This window comes from Brevibacterium sp. CS2 (assembly GCF_005280295.1).
In the GTDB taxonomy this organism is placed as follows: Bacteria; Actinomycetota; Actinomycetes; order Actinomycetales; family Brevibacteriaceae; genus Brevibacterium; species Brevibacterium pityocampae.
In genome coordinates, this window is sequence record NZ_CP040020.1 from 2,294,848 (window position 1) to 2,314,942 (window position 20,095).

At 71.8% G+C, this 20,095-nt stretch carries 17 protein-coding genes; 6 read left to right on the plus strand and 11 right to left on the minus strand.

The annotated features are described in order from the left end of the window. Positions 1-303: 303 nt before the first annotated feature. The 3 genes from FDF13_RS10310 to FDF13_RS10320 form a co-directional block, all read right to left on the minus strand. Positions 304-897: an ABC transporter ATP-binding protein gene (locus tag FDF13_RS10310; RefSeq protein WP_137319569.1), complete on the minus strand. Its 594-nt coding sequence runs from the start codon at positions 895-897 to the stop codon at positions 304-306. A 65-nt stretch (positions 898-962) separates the two neighbouring features. Further along, positions 963-1,661 carry a response regulator transcription factor gene (locus FDF13_RS10315; protein ID WP_137319570.1) on the minus strand — a complete coding sequence of 233 codons (699 nt, stop codon included), beginning with the start codon at positions 1,659-1,661 and terminating at the stop codon, positions 963-965. After that, entirely contained in the window at positions 1,658-2,809 is a 1,152-nt protein-coding gene (locus FDF13_RS10320; protein WP_137319571.1) for a sensor histidine kinase, read from the minus strand. The genes FDF13_RS10315 and FDF13_RS10320 overlap by 4 nt, the downstream gene beginning before the upstream one ends. A gap of 503 nt (positions 2,810-3,312) precedes the next feature. On the opposite strand from FDF13_RS10320, the gene FDF13_RS10325 reads away from it, so the two are divergent. From FDF13_RS10325 to FDF13_RS10335, 3 genes are all read left to right on the plus strand, one after another. Next, positions 3,313-4,188 carry an FUSC family protein gene (locus tag FDF13_RS10325; RefSeq protein WP_137319572.1) on the plus strand — a complete coding sequence of 292 codons (876 nt, stop codon included), beginning with the start codon at positions 3,313-3,315 and terminating at the stop codon, positions 4,186-4,188. Between the two features lie 155 nt (positions 4,189-4,343). Beyond that, positions 4,344-4,958: a YitT family protein gene (locus FDF13_RS10330; RefSeq protein WP_137320467.1), complete on the plus strand. Its 615-nt coding sequence runs from the start codon at positions 4,344-4,346 to the stop codon at positions 4,956-4,958. 91 nt (positions 4,959-5,049) lie between these two features. After that, entirely contained in the window at positions 5,050-7,449 is a 2,400-nt protein-coding gene (locus FDF13_RS10335; protein ID WP_137319573.1) for an excinuclease ABC subunit UvrA, read from the plus strand. A gap of 96 nt (positions 7,450-7,545) precedes the next feature. On the opposite strand, the gene FDF13_RS10340 is transcribed toward FDF13_RS10335, so the two are convergent. Both FDF13_RS10340 and FDF13_RS10345 read right to left on the minus strand, forming a co-directional pair. Further along, positions 7,546-8,751: an amidohydrolase family protein gene (locus FDF13_RS10340; protein WP_137319574.1), complete on the minus strand. Its 1,206-nt coding sequence runs from the start codon at positions 8,749-8,751 to the stop codon at positions 7,546-7,548. Between the two features lie 45 nt (positions 8,752-8,796). After that, a complete protein-coding gene (locus FDF13_RS10345) occupies positions 8,797-9,582 on the minus strand; it encodes a MerR family transcriptional regulator (protein WP_137319575.1) in 786 nt (261 codons plus the stop codon). A 103-nt stretch (positions 9,583-9,685) separates the two neighbouring features. On the opposite strand from FDF13_RS10345, the gene FDF13_RS10350 reads away from it, so the two are divergent. Together FDF13_RS10350 and FDF13_RS10355 are read left to right on the plus strand one after the other, a co-directional pair. After that, complete coding sequence (locus FDF13_RS10350; RefSeq protein ID WP_137319576.1) at positions 9,686-10,270, plus strand: DUF2306 domain-containing protein; 585 nt, start codon at positions 9,686-9,688, stop codon at positions 10,268-10,270. Between the two features lie 149 nt (positions 10,271-10,419). Beyond that, entirely contained in the window at positions 10,420-10,968 is a 549-nt protein-coding gene (locus FDF13_RS10355) for an NAD(P)H-dependent oxidoreductase (RefSeq protein WP_137319577.1), read from the plus strand. A 21-nt stretch (positions 10,969-10,989) separates the two neighbouring features. Here the strand turns inward: FDF13_RS10355 and FDF13_RS10360 are convergent, their stop codons facing one another. The 6 genes from FDF13_RS10360 to FDF13_RS10385 form a co-directional block, all read right to left on the minus strand. After that, complete coding sequence (locus FDF13_RS10360) at positions 10,990-12,519, minus strand: DUF5129 domain-containing protein (RefSeq protein ID WP_137319578.1); 1,530 nt, start codon at positions 12,517-12,519, stop codon at positions 10,990-10,992. Between the two features lie 40 nt (positions 12,520-12,559). Beyond that, a complete protein-coding gene (panC, locus tag FDF13_RS10365) occupies positions 12,560-13,426 on the minus strand; it encodes a pantoate--beta-alanine ligase (protein ID WP_137319579.1) in 867 nt (288 codons plus the stop codon). 40 nt (positions 13,427-13,466) lie between these two features. Continuing rightward, on the minus strand, positions 13,467-13,889 hold the full coding sequence (locus FDF13_RS10370; RefSeq protein ID WP_137319580.1) for a thioesterase family protein: 423 nt from the start codon (positions 13,887-13,889) through the stop codon (positions 13,467-13,469). Positions 13,890-13,980: 91 nt separating this feature from the next. Beyond that, on the minus strand, positions 13,981-14,784 hold the full coding sequence (locus FDF13_RS10375) for a 2-keto-4-pentenoate hydratase (protein ID WP_137319581.1): 804 nt from the start codon (positions 14,782-14,784) through the stop codon (positions 13,981-13,983). Between the two features lie 72 nt (positions 14,785-14,856). Beyond that, positions 14,857-16,476: a CYTH and CHAD domain-containing protein gene (locus FDF13_RS10380; RefSeq protein ID WP_137319582.1), complete on the minus strand. Its 1,620-nt coding sequence runs from the start codon at positions 16,474-16,476 to the stop codon at positions 14,857-14,859. A gap of 85 nt (positions 16,477-16,561) precedes the next feature. Beyond that, complete coding sequence (locus tag FDF13_RS10385) at positions 16,562-18,169, minus strand: thiamine pyrophosphate-dependent enzyme (RefSeq protein WP_254668777.1); 1,608 nt, start codon at positions 18,167-18,169, stop codon at positions 16,562-16,564. 261 nt (positions 18,170-18,430) lie between these two features. On the opposite strand from FDF13_RS10385, the gene FDF13_RS10390 reads away from it, so the two are divergent. Further along, complete coding sequence (locus FDF13_RS10390) at positions 18,431-20,089, plus strand: hypothetical protein (protein ID WP_175406953.1); 1,659 nt, start codon at positions 18,431-18,433, stop codon at positions 20,087-20,089. The last annotated feature ends 6 nt before the right edge of the window (positions 20,090-20,095 follow it).

Consider the following 20,095-nt stretch of genomic DNA (forward strand, 5'->3'; position numbering starts at 1 on the left):
TCGACACGACCCGGAAACGCACCCACCGACTGAGATCACCGGACCATCTGCGACTGGGCGGACCCCGGCCTCTTCAGCCTCGGATTGATCTCCCGGCTCTAAAGGGAATGCACGAACGGCCATCGGAGTTGGAAGCGCCGCAGGATTTCTCGCCTCTCAATAGGGAGGACGAAGACTGGGCGGTGTCGTCGATTTAGTATAAATTCAGCTGAACAACTCCGTGCCGTCTGTGTCTTGTGCGGCCTTAGCATCGTGGTTCGATACACCCCTCGCCTCGCTCCATCGCGAAACGGTTTGTACTGTCTAGACCCGCGTACGACGCACCTGCGTCTCGTCCGGTTCGTGCTGGGACTCCTGCGCTGCGAGCCCGAGTTCGGTAGGCTTGAGACACCAACCACGGATACCTCCTAGATCCTGGCTCGGCTCGTCGAGGATGAGGATCCGCGGCTGCCGGGCGAGCGCCATCGCGATCCCGAGGCGCTGCTTCATGCCGAGCGAGAACTCGCGCACCTTCTTGTCGAGCTGCTTCTCCAGCCGCACGGTGCGCACCGCCGCATCGATCTGCGCGTCGTCGAGCCCGAGCAGCCGCTGGATCAGGCGCATGTTCTCCGTTCCGGTGAGGTGCCCGTAGCCCGGTGGCGATTCGATGAGGGAGCCGATCCCGCCGAGGAGCTCCCGCCGGGTGCTGCGGTTCATCGGCCGGCCCATGATCGTCACCTCGCCGCGGGTGGGGCGGACGAGGGAGAGGAGCATCTTCATCGTCGTCGACTTCCCGGCCCCGTTCGGGCCGAGGAACCCGTAGACGCATCCGGTGGGGACGCGCAGCTCGAGGTCCTCGACGACCGGGCGGGTGCCGTAGGTCTTGGTCAGTCCGTGGGTGCTGATGATCGTGTCCATGCCTCCACCCTCGCGAGGATCGGACGCCGCGTCGTCAGCCGCGGGACATAACCTGCGCCTATGCCTCAGGTGGTATGCGCGTCCCCGGGGTCCTCCGGGCCGGGCCGCAGGAGCCCGGATTCGTAGGCGAGCACGACGGCCTGCACCCGATCGCGGAGGTCGAGCTTGGTGAGTATCCGGCCGACGTGGATCTTCACCGTCCCCTCGGCGAGGACGAGGCGCTGGGCGATCTCCGCGTTCGAGTGCCCGCGGGCCACCTCGAGCAGGACTTCCCGCTCCCGCGGGGTGAGGAGCTCGAGGCGCGGGTCGGGCAGCCGCGGTGCGCCGTCAGCGGCGCCGCCGGGGGCGAGCACGTGGTCGAGGAGGCGGCGCGTGGTGCTCGGGGCGACGATCGCCTCCCCGGCGTGGACGTGGCCGATCGCTTGCGCGATCTCCTCGAGCGGGGCGTCCTTGAGGAGGAAGCCGCCGGCCCCGGCGCGCAGCGCGTCGTAGGCGTACTCGTCGACGTCGAAGGTGGTGAGGACGAGAACCTGCGGGGCGTCCGCCTGCTCGCGGATCCGCCGGGTGGCCGCGACCCCGTCGAGGCGCGGCATCCGGATGTCCATGAGCACGACATCGGCGGCGACGGACTCGAGCAGGGCGAGCGCCTCCTCGCCGTCGCCGGCCTCGCCGACGACGGTGATCTCCGGCCGGGACTCGAGCATCATCCGCAGGCCGGTGCGGATCATCTCCTGGTCGTCGACGAGCACCACGCGGATCGTCATGTGCGCTCTCCTTCCGTTCGGGTGTCGGTCGGCAGCTCGGCGGCGACCTCGAAACCGCCGCCGGGGCGCGGTCCGGCGTGCACGATCCCGCCCGAGGCCGCCACCCGCTCCCGGATGCCACGCAGTCCGAACCCGTTGCCCGCCGCCGAGGTGCCCGCCGCCGAGGTGCCCGCTGTCGAGGTGCCCGCCGGCGCGGATGCCGGTGCGGCGGTCGTCGGCGCCGTCGCGGGGCCCTGTCCGTCGTCGGCGATCCGGACCCGGACCGACCCGGGGTCGGTGCGCACCGCGACCTCGACACGGCCGACCTCGGGCCCGGCGTGCCTGCGGGTGTTGGTGAGGGCCTCCTGCACGATCCGGTAGACGGTCGCCTCGAGCCCGGTGGACAGTGCTGCGTGGTCCCCGTCGACGGTGAGCTGAACCGGCAGGCCGGCGGCCCGGGATTCCGCGACGAGCTCCGGCAGCCGGTCGATTCCGGGCTGCGGGTCGTGGGGGCCGGTCTCCGGGCTGCGGAGGACGCCGAGCATGGTGCGCATGTCGGCGAGCGCGCTGCGCCCGGTGTCGCGCACCCGCAGCATCGCCTCGCGGGCGCGCTCGGGGGCGGTGTCGACGGTGGCGGCCGCCCCCTCGGACATGACGACGACGACGCTGAGGCTGTGGGAGACGATGTCGTGCATCTCGCGGGCGATCCGGGCGCGCTCCTCGGCCGCCGCGGCCTCCGCGAGCGCATGCTGCTCGCGTTCGAGCCGCAGGGCGCGTGCCCCGAGCTCGTCGAGGTGGGCACGGCGGATCCGCACGAGGGTGCCCCAGGTCCACACCCAGGCGATGACGACGCAGAGGAGGCCGACCTCGCCGGGGTTGAGGTGCTCGTCGCCGAGCCGCGGCAGGGTGGTGGCGAGCAGCCAGGTCAGCAGCGCGGCGGCGCCCGGCACGGACACCGGCGGGCGGTGCCGAGCGGCGAGGGAGTACAGGGCGGGCAGGGCCAGCACGTCGATGGGGAGCAGCGGGGCGCCGAGCAGCGCGTGGGCGCTCATCGCGATGACCATCACGGCGAGGGCGGCGACCGGGTGCCGGTGCCGGAACGGCAGCGCGGCGCCGATGGCCGCGGCGAGGAGGACGTGGACGAGGAGCATGATCGGCGGCTGGCCCACGGCGGCCCGTCAGCAGCAGCGGCAGGGTGTAGACGACGGCGACGACCGCGACAGCGATGTCGATCGGGATGCGGAACCGGGCGAGCGGCCCGGGCCGCGCCTCGGCAGGGTCCGGTGCCGGAGCGGCGGGGGTGCCGTCGCCCGCGGGGGCGGGGGAGTCGGGGGCCGGACGTGCCATCGAGTGGCACTCTACCGAACCGGAGGGAGCATACTGGAACCCGTGAAGCACGACGACGAGCAGCGGCCGAGCACGGAGGAGACCTCCTTCCTCCGTGCACTCGTGACGTTCCGCCCGCCGCTCATGTCATTGCGGACCACCTTGCTCCTGGTGAGCCCCGTGTGGTTCGGGTTCATCGTGTTCACCGCGCTCGGCCGACCGCTCGAGGGGCTGCTCGTGGCGCTGGGGGCGTACATCGTGCTCTTCGGCGGGGGCAGCCGCTGCACGCCGGCTGCGCGCATACATCATCGCCGCGCTCGGGCTCCTGGGCTCCGTCGCTCTCGGCATGGCGGCAGCCGGGTCCGCGCTCCTCACCTGGCTCGCCTACCTCGGGTCCGCGGTGCTCGCCGTGCTCGTCACCCGGCGGGTCGATCCCGGACCGCCGGGCCCGTACTTCTTCGTCCTCATGGTCGGCGGCGGAACCCTGCTCGGCGGGGTGGGCCTCGGCATCCCGCTGACCCTCCTGTTCCTCGCGCTCGGCTCCGCCCTCGCGCTGCTCATGGGCGGCATCGACGCACTCCTCGACCGGCGTACCGCGGACGCGCAGCCGGAGCCGGCCGGGGAGCCGGGACCGGAGACGGTCGGGAATGCGGACAGGGCTGCCGGCGATGCGGACGAGGAGGAGACCGACGACGTCGATGCTCCGCGGGACGATGCCGGTGCCGGGCCGGATCGCGGGTCGACCCGGCTCACGTTCGTGCGGATCGCGATCGCGCTGAGCGCCACGCTCGGCATCAGTGCCCTGCGCGGGGATGCGCACCCGTTCTGGGGAGTGCTCGTCGTCGTCCTCGTACTCTCCTACCCGGGCGATTCCCGGCAGCTCACCCTGCGCGCCGTGTCCCGCATCCTCGGCACGCTCGCCGGCCTGCTCCTGTTCCTGCCGGTCGCCGACCTCCACCTCGGCAGCGCCGGCTACGTCGCCGTGCTGTGCATCCTCCTGTGGTGCGTGGCCCGCTGGACCGCCCGCAACTACCTGCTCGGCAGCGTCCTCATCACCCTGCTCGCCCTGTTCATGTCGGTGCCGCTGACCCCGGACGAATCACCCCTGCAGCTCACGCTAACGCGCGGCATCGACACCGTGATCGCCGGGATCGTGTCCCTCGCGGTGCTGCGGCTCGTCCGCCTGCGGCCCGTGGACGACGGAATCGGAAGGACCTCATGACGCACCCCGCACCCGAACCCCACCGCGAGCCCGAGGCGACCCCGCACCGGGATGCCGCTCCGGGCACGGGACCGGCTCCCGCCCCGGACCCGGCTCCCACCTCGGCTCCGGGTCCTGCAGCGGACCCGGAGCCCTCGGCACCGCCGCTCGGTGCTATGAACGGGGTCGACCAGGCCCTCCAGAAGCACTCGTGGATCGAGGACGTGTGGGGGATGCTCACCGGCACCTTCCTCGCCTCGCTCGGCCTCTACCTGCTGGGTGAGGCGCTCGCCGTCACCGGCGGCACCGCCGGCCTCGGACTGCTGTTGAGCTACGCCTCGGACATCCCGGTCGCGGTGATGTTCCCGCTGGTCAACATCCCGTTCTTCGCCCTCGCGCTGTGGAAGAAGGGATGGAGCTTCACGCTCCGCACGATCATCGCCGTGCTCCTCGTCTCCGCCCTCACGCTCCTCCACCCGGTCATGCTCGCCGGCGTCGACGTCGACCCCGTCTACGGCACGTTCACCGGCAACCTGCTCGCCGGGGTCGGGCTCCTCATCCTGTTCCGTCACCGTTCGAGCCTGGGCGGCATCAACATCCTCGCCCTGCTCGTCCAGGAGCGCCTGGGCTGGAGTGCGGGCTACGTGCAGATGGGCATCGATGTCCTCATCATCGTCGCCGCCCTGATGGTGAGCCCCTGGCCGTCGGTGCTGCTGTCGGCCGCCGGCGCGGTCGTCCTCAACCTCATCCTCGCCCTCAACCACCGGCCGGGCCGCTACACCGGGTATTAGGAGCCCGCGCCGGGTTCGCGGACGGCGGGCGGGAGTAGACTTCCGACGGCCGCACCCGCCGGCCGCACCCGCCTGCGCTGGGAGACACCTCATGACCGATCCCGGGCCCTCCGCCCCGACCGCCGCCGTCGGCGACTCCGCGCCCGCGGCCGACGCCCACGAGCGCATCCGCGTCCACGGCGCGCGCGAGAACAACCTCAAGGACATCAGCGTCGACCTCCCCAAGCGGCGGCTCACGGTGTTCACCGGGGTGTCCGGGTCCGGCAAGAGCTCGCTGGTGTTCGGCACGGTCGCCGCGGAGTCCCAGCGGCTCATCAACGAGACCTACAGCGCATTCGTCCAGGGCTTCATGCCGAGCCTCGCCCGCCCGGACGTCGACCGGCTCGAAGGCCTCACCACCGCGATCCTCGTCGACCAGGAGCGGATGGGCGCGAACTCGCGGTCCACCGTGGGCACCGCGACGGATGCCTACGCGCTCCTGCGGATCATCTACAGCCGGCTCGGCACCCCGCACATCGGCTCCCCGCAGGCCTTCTCCTTCAACGTCGCCTCGGTCAGCGGCGCCGGCGCCGTGACCCTGGACAAGGGCGGCCGGACCGTCAAGAAGAAGCGGACGTTCAGCATCACCGGGGGCATGTGCCCGCGCTGCGAGGGGATGGGCCGGGTCGAGGACTTCGACCTCAGCGAGCTCTACGACGCGGAGAGGTCGCTCAACGAGGGCGCGCTCTCCGTGCCCGGCTACAGCATGGACGGCTGGTACGGCCGGATCTTCCGGGCCTGCGGGTTCTTCGACCCGGACACGCCCATCAAGAAGTTCACGAAGCGCCAGCTCGACGACCTCCTCTACAAGGAGCCGACGAAGATCAAGGTCGAGGGCATCAACCTCACCTACACCGGGGTCATCCCGCAGATCCAGAAGTCCTTCCTGTCCAAGGACGTCGACGCGATGCAGCCGCACATCCGCGCCTTCGTCGAACGCGTCATCACCTTCTCCCGCTGCCCGGAGTGCGACGGCACCCGGCTGAGCGAGGCCGCCCGATCCTCGACGATCAGGGGAATCCACATCGGGCAGGCCGCCGCGATGCAGATCACCGACCTCGCCGCCTGGGTCGCCGAGCTCGACGAGCCCTCGGTCGTCCCACTGCTCGCCGGCCTGCGCGAGCTCCTCGACTCCTTCGTCGAGATCGGGCTCGGCTACCTCTCGCTCGACCGGCCGGCGGGCACGCTGTCCGGCGGCGAGGCGCAGCGCACCAAGATGATCCGCCACCTCGGCTCCTCGCTCACCGACATCACCTACGTGTTCGACGAGCCGAGCGCCGGCCTCCACCCGCACGACATCGACCGCATGAACGGCCTGCTGCGCCGCCTGCGCGACAAGGGCAACACCGTCCTCGTCGTCGAGCACAAGCCGGAGATGATCCAGATCGCCGACCACGTCATCGACCTCGGGCCCGGTGCCGGTGCCGCCGGCGGGGAGATCTGCTACGCGGGTCCGCTGTCCGGGCTGCGCGACAGCGGCACGCTCACCGCCCGCCACCTCGACGACCGCGCCCGCCTCAAGGAGACGGTGCGGGAGTCGAGAGAGGCGATCGAGATCCGCGGGGCGGCCGACAACAACCTGCGCGACGTCGACGTCGACGTGCCGCTCGGCGTGCTCACCGTCGTCACCGGAGTCGCCGGCTCGGGGAAGAGCTCGCTCATCAACGGCCAGATCGCCGACCGCGACGACGTCGTCGTCATCGATCAGTCAGGCATCCGCGGCTCCCGGCGGAGCAATCCGGCGACCTATACCGGGCTGCTCGATCCGATCCGCAAGGCCTTCGCCAAGGCCAACGGGGTCAAACCCGGGCTGTTCAGCGCGAACTCCGACGGCGCGTGCCCCAACTGCAAGGGCGCCGGGGTGATCTACACCGACCTTGGCGTCATGGCCGGGGTGTCGACGACGTGCGAGGTGTGCGAGGGGCGGCGGTTCGAGGCCTCCGTGCTCGAGCACCGCCTGGGCGGGAGGTCGATCGCCGAGGTCCTCGCGATGTCCGTCGAGGAGGCCGAGGCGTTCTTCCGCGAGGGCGAGGCCCGCCTGCCGGCGGCCCACAGGATCCTCGTGCGCCTCGCCGAGGTGGGCCTGGGCTATCTGACGATCGGCCAGCCGCTCACCACCCTGTCCGGCGGTGAGCGGCAGCGGCTCAAGCTCGCCGCCCGGATGGGGGAGAAGGGCGGGATCTACGTCCTCGACGAGCCGACCACCGGCCTCCACCTCGCCGACGTCGACCAGCTGCTCGGCCTGCTCGACACGCTCGTCGACGCCGGGAAGTCGGTCATCGTCATCGAGCACCACCAGGCGGTCATGGCGCATGCCGACTGGATCATCGACCTCGGGCCCGGGGCGGGCTCCGAGGGCGGCCGGGTGGTGTTCGAGGGCACGCCGGCCGCGCTCGTCGCCGACGCCTCGACGCTCACGGGGAAGCACCTGAAGGAATACATCGCCGGCTGACCGGGGACCGGGCGAGCACCCCGCGCCGCCTGCAGATGCCCGCGATTCCTGCACAGATTCCGCGGGCGGCTGCAGGAATCGCGGGCCTTTCGCGGGTCAGTCCAGCGTGCTGCGCAGCACCCGACCGCCGCCGACGACGAGCCTGCGCTCGGGCAGCCGGACGAGGGCGTCCATCGGGTTCTCGGCGTCGACGAGCACGAGGTCGGCGCGCGCCTCGGCCGTGAGGTCGTGGTCCGCGCGGCCGACCGCCCAGGCACCGTCGCTCGTCGCGGTGCGCACCACGTCGAGCAGGTCCTCGTCGCGCACCAGGCCGCTGCCGCGCGCGAACTGCCAGGCGATGCCGAGCGTGTCGCCCGTCCCGTAGGGGCTCCACAGGTCGCGGATGCCGTCGGTGCCGAGGGTGAGCCGGACCCCGTGCTCGCGCAGCGCGTGCAGGGGCAGCTGGGCGGCGCCGAGGCGCGGCGGGGCGACGGTCGACATCGTCACCCCGAGCCCGCCCATCCGCGCGAGCAGGTCCCGCTGCCCGGCGGCGTCGACCTGCGCGACGGCAAAGCCGTGGGCGATGTTCACCGGCGAGGAGAGCTCCCAGCGCTCCATCCGGTCGAGCAGCAGCTCGATCTGGAACACGCCGAGCTCGGCCGGGTCGTGGAGGTGGATGTCGATGCCGACCCCGGTGTCGCGGGCGATGTCAACGAGCGCATCGATCTGCCCCACGGGATCGCGGTCGATGCCGGCGGGGTCGAGGCCGCCGATGTGCTCGACGCCGGATTCGGCGGCCCGCCGCAGCAGGTCGACGACACCGGGCCGGCGGAGCACGCCGTCCTGCGGGAACGCGACGATCTCCACCGTGAGCGCGCCGTCGTAGGCGGCGACGGCCTCGCGCACGGCGTCGATGCCGGACAGCCCGATCCCGAGGTCGACGTCGACGTGGGAGCGGATCGCGGTCGTGCCGTGGCCCACCATCGCGTCGAGCACCCGGGAACTCAGCGCGGCGCTGGGGATGCCGAGCTCGTCGCGGCGGGCCCGCTCGTGGCGGATCCGGCCGTCCGTGCCGGGCTCGCCGCCGTAGGACTGCCAGGGCAGGCCGAGCCAGGACTTGTCGACGTGGGCGTGCCCGTTGACGATGCCCGGCAGCGCGAGCAGGCCGCGCCCGTCGATGACCTCGGCGCTGCTCTCGGTGCGCGAATCGGCGTCCGTGCCGTGGGTGCCGGCGTCGGCGAACCCGGTGAAGGTGTCGCCGTCGATCGTGATGTCCTGGGCCGGGCCGCCCCAGGGGCGGACGTTCGTGATGATGATGCTCATGGTCTCAGCATCGCATGCCGCGCGGGGTCGGGCCCCAGCGGGCGATCAGGCGTCCGCGTCGCGTTGCGCTCCGCTGTCCGATGTCGCCAAGGGGTCCTGCCGGCGCGGGTCGAGCTCGGCGATGCTCCGCGAGGCCTGGCTGAGCTGGAGCAGGGCGAGCACGAGGCGCGAATACTCGTGAGTGCCGACGGCGACGGTCAGGGCGATCCGGTCCCGGGTGCCGCGGAAGTCGAAGTCGCCCGTGCTCACGGTGTCGAGCGCCCGGGAAGCGCGGGTGAGGTAGGCGTCGCTCGGCACGATCCCGAGCACACCCATTTCACCGAGCACCCGTTCGAGTGCGGTGCGGGCCGCCGAATCCGCATCCGGCCAGCAGCGCTCGGCGATGACGGAGGCCACCCGGGCCGACGGCGCCGCCCCTGTACCGGATCCCTCGGCATGGGGCGCCCCGCCATCGGTCCGTGCGGAAGCGGGCGGGCCCGGTTCCCGTGACCCGGCAGTCGGCGCCTCGGCTGCGGCCGTGCGGGAGCGCGCCGAACCGGGTGCGGGCCCGGCCGCCATCCCGCTCGCGAGCACCTGGGCGGTCTCCATGACGGTGAGGATCCCCACCTCGGGGTCGTCGATGAGGGCGGTGAGGCGGGCGATGTCGACGATTGGGGCGCCGAGGATTCGGCGCAGCGCTCCGATGAGCTCGAGGCGCTCGACGTGCTCCTCACCGTAGACGGCGGTCGTCGCGTTCTTCTTCCGTCCCGCGGGCAGCAGCCCGACCCGCAGGTAGTACTTGATGCTCGCCGCCGAGGTGTCGGTCCGCCGGGCGAGGTCCTGGAGCTTCATCGGGTGTCCTCGGTGAAAGGGTTGGGGTGATCGCATCGGATAGTCCGCGCAGGGCTCACTATCCACGTTGAGCCGTATTGGAGAGCGGCACTATCTTACCAGCATGGATACCACAGCGATCCCCGCAGCAGTCCTCGTCCATGCCTCCGCCGCCTTCCTCGTCCTCGTGCTCGGTCCGGTGAACATCCTCCGGCCCCGCCGGGACGCATTCCACCGCCACCTCGGCCGCACCTGGGTCGTCCTCATGTACATCACCTGCGGCTCGAGCTTCCTCTTCGGACTCGAGCACGGCTTCACGTTCCTCCACGGGCTCTCCGTGTTCACCGCGGTCACGGTGACGCTCGGCGTCTGGCGGATCGTCCGGGGTGACCGGATCGGGCACAGCGCGAACATGATCGGCAGCTATCTCGGCACGCTCATCGCGTTCGGCTTCGCCGCATTCGTCCCCTCGCGCCTCATCTGGACGACGGCGACGACGCACCCGCTCACCCTCATCGGGTTCGCCGCCGCGCTCCTCGTCATCGCCGCAGCGTGGATCGCGGTGCTCAGCACCCGGTTCGGGCGCAGCCGCCTCGTGCGCACCGGGGCGCGCGCACCGGACGCGGTGCCGAGCGCACACCCGCCGGCTGAGCCGACCCGCAAGGCGTCGCGGAACGTCATCCTCGCCGCGCTGTGCGACGGCAGATGACGGGCGGTGACGCCGTGCGACCGGCGGGCGGCCCGCGCAGCGGTGACGTCCCTAGTGTGGGCTTCGTCGTCGGGGCCCGGCCCGGTGCGCCCGCGGTGCGGGGCGCCGGACAGAGCCCGCGGACCGCCCAACGGAAAGGACCCTCGCCCATGGCCAGCATCGTCGTGCTCAACGGCAGCCCCTCGAACCCGTCCACCACCGAACGCCTCCTCACCGAGGTCGCCCACCGGATGCGCGGGCACGGTCACCTCACCTCGCTCATCAACGTCCGCGATCTGCCGGCCGCGGCCCTCGTCACCGCGGACCTCGGTGATCCGGGCATCGTCGCGGGGATCGCCGAGGTCGTCGCCGCCGATGCCCTCGTCGTCGCCTCGCCGGTCTACAAGGCGAGCTACTCCGGGCTGCTCAAGACCTTCGTCGACCTGCTGCCGCCGAACTGCCTCGCCGGCACCCCGGTGCTCCCGTTCGTCACCGGCGGGTCCGTGGGCCACGTCCTCGCTCTCGACCAGGGCCTCAAACCGCTGCTCGCCGCGCTCGGCGCGACGACGATCGCGCGCGGGCGCTTCGTCGAATCCGGGCACATCGGACCGGCCGGGCTCAGCGAGCCGACGGCGGCGAAGGTCGCCGGGACGGTGGACGACTTCGCGCTCGACATCGCCGTGCACAGTCGCACGCGGCTCGCGGCCGTCGCCGTCTGATCCGCGGCCGTCGAAGCGTGTTCAGAACCGGGAGGAGCTGCCGGCGCCGCTGAATCCTCCGCCGGTGGACCCGTACCCGGCCGTGCTGCTCGACGAGGAGCTGTTCTTCGCAGCCTCCTGCGCCTGACGATGGTTGCGCAGTCCGGTGGCGTATCCGATGCCGAAGGCCATCGGCCGCAGATAGCCGGGGGAGTCGTAGTACCCGGTGAGGCTGCCGGCGCGGCGGCGGGAGACGGACTGCTCCTCGATCGCCCCGGAGATGTAGGACTCCTTGTCGTCGTCCATGCCGACGAATGCCGAGTCGCGGACCCGGTCCATGTACCCGGCGAACTCGCCGCGCAGATCGGTGAGTGCGGTGAGGCCGGAGTCGAGCTCCTCGTCCCCTCCGCCGATCCCCGCCGCCTCGATCGCGTCGAGCCGGTTGAGTGTCCGGCTGCAGAAGGCCTCGAGCTCGCGCAGCAGCTCCGGGTCGTCGGTGCGTTCGCGGATGTCCTTCGACACCTGCGCATCGCGGATGTCCTGGCGCAGATCATCGACCTCGGACCGCCAGACGGACTCCCACCCCGGTTCACGGGCGTAGAGCACGTTCGCGGTGCGGAGCATCGCGCCGTCCGCCTCGAGGCCGTCGAGTCCCTCGTCGAACCGACTCATCCGGGTGAAGAGCGGGAGATTGAGCCCATGGAGCGACGGCAGCGATGTCGCATCGATCGAGTCGCGCTTCTCCAGCAGGTCGGTGTACGTGTGGAGGGTGGTCCGCGCGGATTCCTTCACCCGCGTGCCGAAGCCGAGGTCGGGGATGAGCTCGGTCTGCCCGACGAGCCCGTCGACCTCGGCGGCGCTGTCGGTGAGGCGGCGGCGGTTCCTGGAGTACCCGGTGACCGCATGGGCGACGATCCACCGATTGACGAGGAGGAGACCGAGGAGCACGGCTGCGGCGATGCCGATGACGAGGGGGCGGGCGAAGAACGGTCGGCCCATGACCTCCGCGGCCGCCTCGGCGATCTCCGTCACCCCGCGGTTCCAATCCCGCTGCTGGAACGCCTCATAGCCGTGCGACTGGATCTCCTGCTCCGCCTCGGTGCTGCCGGGTGCGAGGTCGTCGCCGAAGTACGTGCCGACCTGCCCGGAGCCCGGTCCGCCGTCCTCCCCGTTCGCCTCGACGCTCGCGGTGATGAGGAGGGTCCCGTCCTTCCACTTCTCACCGTCGTCCGAGAGAAGGTCGAGATCGGGATTCAGCCGGGCCCATGCGAGGGTCTGCTCGTTGATGTTGTCGGAGACCTCTCCGTCCCGGGTGAGGACGACGACCCGGGTGGGTCGGTGCACGGCCAGGTCGGAGATCTGCTCCTCGATGAGCGTCGGATCGAGGACTGCGGCGTCATCGGCGATATGCACCTCGGTGATCGATGCGTCGGGGCGGCCGAGGAGGAATGCGGCCACCGCGGCGAGGACGACGAGGGCGCAGGCGACCCCGGTGAGCACGTCGAGCCGACGACGCGTGCGCTGGAGCGGATGGGAATCCTGGGAGGGTGTGGCGCGAGCCGGAGAAGACATGGCACCAGTGTGGCAGGAATCCCCGGCCCGGCGCCGCGGCTCAGTGCGCCGGGAGCTCGATGTTGTCGATGAGCCGGACGCTGCCGACGTAGGCGGCGATGAGTGCGAGCGCCGGCAGCGACTCGGTGGGCAGCAGGGTGCCCGGATCGACGACTTCGAGGTAGTCGAGGATGACGTCGGGGGCCTCCCGCACCTGTCGGCGCAGCCCCGACAGATCCCAGTCCGCACCGTGCGCCGCCCGGTCGAGGAGCTCGAACAGGGCCGACGACAGGGCCGTCGCGGCCCGGCGGTGTTCCTCGGTGAGGAGGAGGTTCCGGCTGGAGAGCGCGAGCCCGGATTCCTCCCGCTGCGTGGGCACCGGCACGATCGTCACCGGGAAGTCGAGGTCGGCGACCATGCGGGAGACGATCATGAGCTGCTGGGCGTCCTTCTGCCCGAAGTATGCCTTGAGCCGCGCCGGGCCCTCGGGATCGAAGATGTTGAAGAGCTTGGAGACGACCGTGGCGACCCCGTCGAAGTGACCGGGCCGGGAGGCGCCCTCGAGGATCTGACCCATGTGGCCGCTCGTCACCCGCACGATGGGGGAGTCGGGGTGGTTCGGGTACATCTCCTCGACCTCGGGTGCGAGGACGAGGTCGACCCCCTCGGCCTCGCACAGCGCCATGTCCGCATCGAGGTCGCGCGGATAGAGCTCGAGGTCGAGCGGCGACTCGAACTGGAGCGGGTTGACGAACAGGGAGGCGCAGACGACGGGGTTGTCCGCCCGGGCCGCGCGCATGAGCGCGGCATGCCCCTGGTGGAGGGCGCCCATCGTCGGCACGAGCCCGACGGAGTGGGCTTCGCGCTCCGCGACGAGGCGGGTGAGCGCATTACGGAGCTCAGCGATGGTGCGGGTGAGGACGGTCATCGTGACCTCCGGGTCGGGGTGCGGCTGCGCCGCTGAGGGGTCAGTCCTCCGGGGCGAGCAGTGCGGAGAAGTACTCGCGCATCGCGTCGTCGAACGGCTGCGACTTGCGGGTCGAGGTGTTGATCTGCACGATCACGGACTCACCTGCGGCGCACAGGCGACCGTCGTTGAACAGCGCCTGCTCGACGACGAGCGAGCTGCCGCCGATCCGCTTGACCCGGGAGCCGACCTCGACGGTGCCCGGCCAGTGCGTCTCCTGCAGGTACTTGATGGTGATCTGTGCGATGACGAACTCGGCATCGTCATGGGCCGAGACCTCGTGGGCGCGGCTGATGAACTCGACCCGGCCGGTCTCGAAGAACGTCGCATAGACGGCGTTGTTGATGTGGCCCTGCTTGTCGGTGTCCGCGTACCGGAGCTTGTCGTGGGTGCGGATGGGGAAGTCGTCGATCGTGTCGGTCATTCTCTCATCGTGCCATGTGAGCCCGATCACGGGAACCGCAGGACCGAGTGGTGGACAGCCGGCGGCCCCGCCGGCCGCTGCGGACGCCGCGTCAGGCGGTGTTCAGGCTCACCGTGCCGAGGGATCCGAAGTCGGCGTGCACCCGTGTCCCGGGCACGAGCGGGATCGGCGCGGAGAGGACCCCGGTGGTCACGACCTGCCCGGCGTGCAGGGTGATCCCGTGGGTGGAGAGCTCGCCCACGAGCCAGGTGAGCGAGCCGAGCGGGCCGTCGAGGACGTTGCCGCCGCGACCGGTCGAGTGCGCACTCGTGCCATCCGCCAGCGTGACGGTGATCGTGACCTCGAGCTCGGTGAGGTCGTCGTCGAGCCGCGCGGGCGGCGCGGCGGGACCGAGCACGAACTCCGCGGCGCAGGCGCTGTCGGCGGTGAGCTCGGCGATGCCGACATCGGTGAAGCGCGACAGTCGGGTGTCGGGAAGCTCGATGGCCGGGTGGACCGAGGCGAGGGCAGCGCGCACCTCGGGCTGCGAGTACGGGTCATCGCGGGGGACGAGATCGCGGGCGAGGGTGAAGGCGCACTCGACCTCGGCCAGGGGCATCACCCGGGGGCCCAATTGCAGGGTGCCGCCGTCGGGGATGATCCCGTCGGCGAGCATGCGGCCGGCGATCGGCGCGTCGACGTCGAGGTGGGCCTGCCCGGCCGCGCTCGTCGCCGCGATCTTCCAGCCGTGGACCGGGCTGCCGGCGAGCGTCGCGACACGGGTGGCGATCGCGTGGCCCTCGCCCCGGGACAGCGGGGTGAGGCTGCCGGGCAGGCGCTCGAGCGGTGTACGCGTGCGGCGCGCCTCGGCGAGGACGGCGGCGGCCTGCTGGATCTGGGCGGGGGAGAGGTCCATGGCCTCAGCCTAGCTCCGGGCGCCGCCCCGCAGGTCGGCAACCGGTCCCCGTGCTCGCTCCGGTCCCGGACCTCAGGCCTGCTCGGTGCTCGCCGCGGAATGGAGCCGGGACAGCAGCTTCGTCGTCTTCTTCAGCGCCTTCGTCTGCACCGCGATCTCAGCGCCGTAGAGCAGCCCGTACCCGAACGTCGGCTCGCCCTTCTTCTCCGCCCGGCGAGCGGTGCTGCGGACATGGTCCTGGAACATCACCGAGTCGCGATGGGTGCCGAGCGCGGTCTGGAGCTTCTTCGCCACCGCCATCTTCTCCGCGAGGTCGTCCCCGAGGTCGATCGCAGCGGCATCGGTGACTGCGGACACGGCGTAGCGCAGCCGCTTGGCCTCCTTGCGCACCTCGTGGAGCTCCTCGATGCGGGTGGCCTCGTCGGCTTCGTGCTCGGCGGTCTCCGCGTGGGCGAGCAGGCTGTCGACCTGGGCCGTGGCGAGCGGGGCGAGGGCGGCCGCAGCATCCCTGCGCTGCTCGGCGCCGAGGTCGGGGTGCAGCGGGACCGCACGGGCGCAGCGGTCGATGATGTCGAGCTGCTCGGCGTACCAGGGGCTGCGCATCGCGGCGAGGAGCCTCCGGTGCGCGCGCCGGTACTCCCGGACCTGGGAGTCGCGGAGCCGGCGCACGGTCCTCTTGGGGATGAGTGCGGCGGTGAGGCCCTCCGCCCCGCCCGGGAGCGCGGCGATCCGCTCACCGACCTGGTCGCGGAGCACCTCGGCGTCGCGTGCGGCCGACAGCAACCGGCCGAGGCGGCGCAGCGCCCGGTTGACCTCCTTCCGCGCCTCCGGTTCGAGCAGGGGACGGTAGATCTGGAGGAGCGAGCGCAGGGTGCGGGCGGACACCCGGAATTGGTGGACGGCGTCGTCGGCGCTGCGCCTGACGAGCGGATCCCAGGACTTGAGACGGCGCACCTGGGTGCGGACCGTGCGGGTGAGGACGGTGGCGAGGTCGGTGCCCTCACCGGCGCCCTCCGGGCTCAGCGGGTCCGCCGGACGGCCGAGGACCTTCTCGAGCTTGGAGCCCGCATGCGAGCGCTGCGCCCCCGCATCGAGGAGCGTCGACTCCACCGCATCGAGGAAGCCCGGGACGGATTCCATCCCGCCCACGAGGGTCGGGTTGACGACCTCGACCTCCCATTCGCGCCAGTGGCGCACCCGGGAGTCGGTGCGCGATCCCGCCGCCATCGCCGCGACCTGGTCGTCGCACACCTCGGCCACGGTGCGGCCCCGGGCATCCATGAGGTCGACGACGGAGCGCAGCGTATTCATGCTGAGCACCGGCACGAGCGCGCGCCCGCGCACGTGCACCGCGACGAGGTCGGCGATCTCCTCCGGCACGCGGTACGGCACGGACTCGGCCGGTCCGTCCCCGGTCCGCTCGGACGAGGCGAGCGGCACCTGCATCTCGATCCGGTGCGCGCCCGAGGGGATCTTCACGTGCCAGCCGGCGTCCTCCCCGCCGGCCCTCCGGCGCAGGATCACACCGTTGGCGGCGAGCACCCGGTCGCGGGTGTCGAAGTACACCGCCTCGAGCGCCACCGGCGGGCGGTAGCCCACGCGGGAGACCCCAGCGGCGCCGTGCAGGCGCGGCAGCGAGGTCTGGCCGGTGATGTCGTACTTGCGCTCGATCTCGAGGAAGGTCCCGCTCATGCTCCCATTATGGGCGCTCGGGGCAACCTCGCACAGGGTGGAGGGCTCCGGGGGCGTGCCGGGAGGGACCGCGGGCCGGGAGACCTCAGTACGCCTTGACGCGCTGCTCGACGATGATGTGGATGAGCGCGAACTCGCCGTCGGCGATCGCGGCGAGCGCGGTGTCGACGGCCGCCGGCACCTCGGAGTCGCGCTCGACGCGCACGCCCACGCCGCCGTAGGCCTCGGCGAGCTTGGCGAAGTCGGGGTTCGCCAGCTGCGTGCCGGACACCCGGTCCGGGTAGTCCCGCTCCTGGTGGGTGCGGATGGTGCCGTACTCCTGGTTGTCCATGACGATGACGAGCGGATTCGCGCCGTACTGCTTGGCGGTCGCGAGCTCCTGGCCGTTCATGAGGAACTCGCCGTCGCCGGCGATCGAGATGATCTGGCGGCCGGGGTGGTTGAGCGAGGCGGCGACCGCGGCGGGCACCGAGTAGCCCATCGAGCCGTTGCGGGCGGAGATCATCGAGGCGTAGCCGTTGGTGGGGAAGTAGCGGTGGGCCCAGTTCGTGTGCTCGCCGGCGCCGAAGGTCACCATCGCGTCCTCGTCGAGACGGGGGACGAGGTTCGCCATGAGCGTCGCCATCTTCGCCTGCCCGTCGCCGGGCTCCGCCGTGGGGAGCGCGGCGAAGTCGTTCTGCCGTTCGCGCAGCTCGTTCGTCCACTGCCGCCAGGCGTCGCGCACCGGCAGGTCCATGCGCACGAGGTCGCGGATGAAGACGTCGGGCTTGGCGACGATCTGATGGCTCACCGGGCCGGACCGTCCGCGCAGGGCGGGGTCGATGGTGACGAGGAAGTTGCTCTTCTCCCAGTTCTGGCGCGCGGTGAAGCCGTCGGTGATGACGTCGCCGGGCACGGTGCCGACGAACACGAGGAGGTCGGAGTCCTCGAGCACGCTGCGGGTGTGGTGCGGCCGGCCGTAGCCCAGCGGGCCGACGTAGCTCGGCGAGGTGAACGGCACGGTGCCCTCGCAGCGCCATTCCGCGGCGGCCGGCAGGTTGTGCGACTCGAGCCAGGCGGTGAACTCCTCGGCGGCGGGGTGCGTCCAGTCGTTGCCGCCGAACACGAACAGCGGGCGCTCGGCGTCGAGCAGCGCGGACTTGAGCGCCTTCCAGTCGGTGACGGTCATGCCGCCCTCCGCGATCGGGATCCGCGGGTGGAGGACGCCGTCGTTGCCCATCTTGATGATGTCCTCGGGGAGGCCGACGACCACGGGGCCGGGCCGGCCGGAGGCGGCGGCGAACATCGCCTCGGCGACGATCTCCGAGGCGCGCTCGGCGTGGTCGAGGATCATCACGCGCTTGGCGCCGCTGTCGAACCAGGCCTTCGGATCGAACTCCTGGAAGGCCTCCTTCTCACGGTGCTCGAAGGGGATGAGGCCGACGAACAGCACCATCGCGGTGGAATCCTGCCAGGCGGTGTGGAGGCCTACGTGGGCGTTCGCAGCTCCGGGTCCGCGGGTGACCATCGCGATGCCGGGCACCGGGTTCATCTTGCCGTCGGCCTCGGCCATGTAGGCGGCGCCGCCCTCGTGGCGGCAGACCACCGTCTCGATATCCGAGTCGTGGAGCCCGTCGAGCACGTCGAGGTAGCTCTCGCCCGGCACCACGTACACGCGCTCGACCCCGTGCTGCGCCAAGGACTTGACGATCATGTGCCCGGCCGAGACCGAGTTCGGGACACCTTCGATATCGCGTACCGTTGTCATGGTTCCTCTTCGCTCCACTCCGTCGTGACGCTGCCGCGCACTCCCTGCCGGGACCCGAGTCTACGGGTGACCGGCGCCACTGTTCCTGCCATGATGATCGAAAGCGCGTGCGTCCCGCACGGTTTCCCGACATGCAAGACGGTGCACGGGCATCGAGGACCGTCCGGGCCCGGCGGGCCCGCGCACCGACAGGGCGGAGGAGGGCGGATGCATCGGCGCACCGGTCTGCTGCTCGTCGGTGTCGTGCTCGCGGTCCTCGCGCTCCTCGTGTCCCTCCTCATCGTCCTCGATCCCGAGCTCGGCACCTCGCCGGAGTCCGCGGCCCGGCGCGCTGCCGAATCGCTCCAGGAGGACGCGGTGGCCCACGGGCCCTGGACCGACCCGCAGGCCGCGGAACGGGAGTACGCGAAAGTGCGCGCCCCGCTGCGGACCACCCGTCTGCTCACCCCGACCGTCGTCGATGTGCTCGAGGTCCGCAGCACCGGAGAGGCGAGCGCGCAGGCGGTGCTCCACTGGGGGTGGACGACGGACCCGGAATCGGAGACCGGGATCCCCGACTGGACGTACACCTCCGTGCTCGAAGTGCGCAAGCACCGACTGTCCTGGCAGGCCGAGTTCGTGCCCGCGGTGGTCCACCCCGACCTCACAGGCGGCCACGTCTTCGCCGTCGAGTCCGCTCCGGCGCAGCGCGGGCAGATCCGCGGGGCCGGCGATGCCGTGCTCACGAGCACTGAGGCCGTCGTCGACGTCGGGATCGAACCCGGCCGCGTCGAGGACCTCGATGAGGTGCTGCGGGTGCTCGAGGCGGAGCTCGACGTGGATCCCGGACCGCTGCGGGACCGGGTGGAGAGCGCTGCGGCCACCGCCTTCGTGCCGGTGATCACCCTGCGCGAGCGCGACTACATCGACGTCGCCGGGGCCATCCGGCCGATCCCCGGCACGGTGTTCCGCCGCAGCGAGCGCTCGATCCCGGTGCGCCAGGGCCTCGGCCCGCTGCTGCTCGGCCGCGTGGGCGAGGCCACCGCCGAGGAGATCGCCGCCGCACCCGCCCGGGTGCGCCCCGGGGAACTCGTGGGCCGCGGCGGCCTCCAGGAGCACTACGAGGAGGAGCTCGCCGGGTCCGACGGGTACACCCTGTCCATCGCGACGGCACCCGTGGACGGAGAGTCGGCACCGGAAGAACCCGCCGCCGAGCCGCTGCTCACCGTCGACCCGGTGCCCGGCCGGCCGGTCCGCACGACGATCGACCTCGCGGTGCAGGCCGCGGCCGAGGCCGCCCTTCAGGACACCGGATCCCCGGCGGCGCTCATCGCCGTCGACCCCGGCACCGGAGAGATCCGCGCGGTCGCGAACGCCGACGGCGGATTCGACCGGGCGCTGCGCGGCGGCTACTCCGACGGCCCGCACTCCCTGCTCGTCGAGGCGCTGCTCGAGCAGCGCGGCGAGGATCCGGACGACCCCGGCCGGCAGACGAGGGCGGCGGCCGACCTCGGGATGAGCGGCCTCGACATCGGTCTGCCCGCGCTGTCGGCACGGACCGCCGGCGCCGGGCTCACCGGCAGCCCGATCGCCGCGGCGGCCGGCGCCTCCTCGGTGCTCGCCGGGGGCACCTCTGCGCCGGCCCTCGTCACCGAGGCCGGCGGCGCGCCGCGCAGACTCGCGGGCACCGCCGGGTCGCTCACCGCGGCAGAGGCCCGGGCGCTGCGGCCGGTCCTGAACCGGCCCGCGGACACCGGTGCGACGACATGGCGCATCGGGGAGACGGAGCACGCGGGCGTAGGACTGCTGTTCGTGCTCGTCGTGGAGTCCGCGGACCGCGGGGAGGCCGACCGCGCCGCGGAGCGCTTCCGGGAGCAGCTCGGCTGAGCATCT

What these genes read in the sequence shown, in the direction of transcription:
- FDF13_RS10315 (WP_137319570.1), bottom strand. Translation starts at nt 1,661, where the DNA reads ATGACGATCCGCGTGGTGCTCGTCGACGACCAGGAGATGATCCGCACC.
- FDF13_RS10345 (WP_137319575.1), bottom strand. Translation starts at nt 9,582, where the DNA reads ATGAAGCTCCAGGACCTCGCCCGGCGGACCGACACCTCGGCGGCGAGC.
- FDF13_RS10350 (WP_137319576.1), top strand. Translation starts at nt 9,686, where the DNA reads ATGGATACCACAGCGATCCCCGCAGCAGTCCTCGTCCATGCCTCCGCC.
- FDF13_RS10330 (WP_137320467.1), top strand. Translation starts at nt 4,344, where the DNA reads ATGAACGGGGTCGACCAGGCCCTCCAGAAGCACTCGTGGATCGAGGAC.
- FDF13_RS10310 (WP_137319569.1), bottom strand. Translation starts at nt 897, where the DNA reads ATGGACACGATCATCAGCACCCACGGACTGACCAAGACCTACGGCACC.
- FDF13_RS10385 (WP_254668777.1), bottom strand. Translation starts at nt 18,169, where the DNA reads ATGATCGTCAAGTCCTTGGCGCAGCACGGGGTCGAGCGCGTGTACGTG.
- FDF13_RS10390 (WP_175406953.1), top strand. Translation starts at nt 18,431, where the DNA reads ATGCATCGGCGCACCGGTCTGCTGCTCGTCGGTGTCGTGCTCGCGGTC.
- FDF13_RS10335 (WP_137319573.1), top strand. Translation starts at nt 5,050, where the DNA reads ATGACCGATCCCGGGCCCTCCGCCCCGACCGCCGCCGTCGGCGACTCC.
- FDF13_RS10380 (WP_137319582.1), bottom strand. Translation starts at nt 16,476, where the DNA reads ATGAGCGGGACCTTCCTCGAGATCGAGCGCAAGTACGACATCACCGGC.
- FDF13_RS10370 (WP_137319580.1), bottom strand. Translation starts at nt 13,889, where the DNA reads ATGACCGACACGATCGACGACTTCCCCATCCGCACCCACGACAAGCTC.
- FDF13_RS10355 (WP_137319577.1), top strand. Translation starts at nt 10,420, where the DNA reads ATGGCCAGCATCGTCGTGCTCAACGGCAGCCCCTCGAACCCGTCCACC.
- FDF13_RS10325 (WP_137319572.1), top strand. Translation starts at nt 3,313, where the DNA reads ATGGCGGCAGCCGGGTCCGCGCTCCTCACCTGGCTCGCCTACCTCGGG.
- panC (WP_137319579.1), bottom strand. Translation starts at nt 13,426, where the DNA reads ATGACCGTCCTCACCCGCACCATCGCTGAGCTCCGTAATGCGCTCACC.
- FDF13_RS10375 (WP_137319581.1), bottom strand. Translation starts at nt 14,784, where the DNA reads ATGGACCTCTCCCCCGCCCAGATCCAGCAGGCCGCCGCCGTCCTCGCC.
- FDF13_RS10360 (WP_137319578.1), bottom strand. Translation starts at nt 12,519, where the DNA reads ATGTCTTCTCCGGCTCGCGCCACACCCTCCCAGGATTCCCATCCGCTC.
- FDF13_RS10340 (WP_137319574.1), bottom strand. Translation starts at nt 8,751, where the DNA reads ATGAGCATCATCATCACGAACGTCCGCCCCTGGGGCGGCCCGGCCCAG.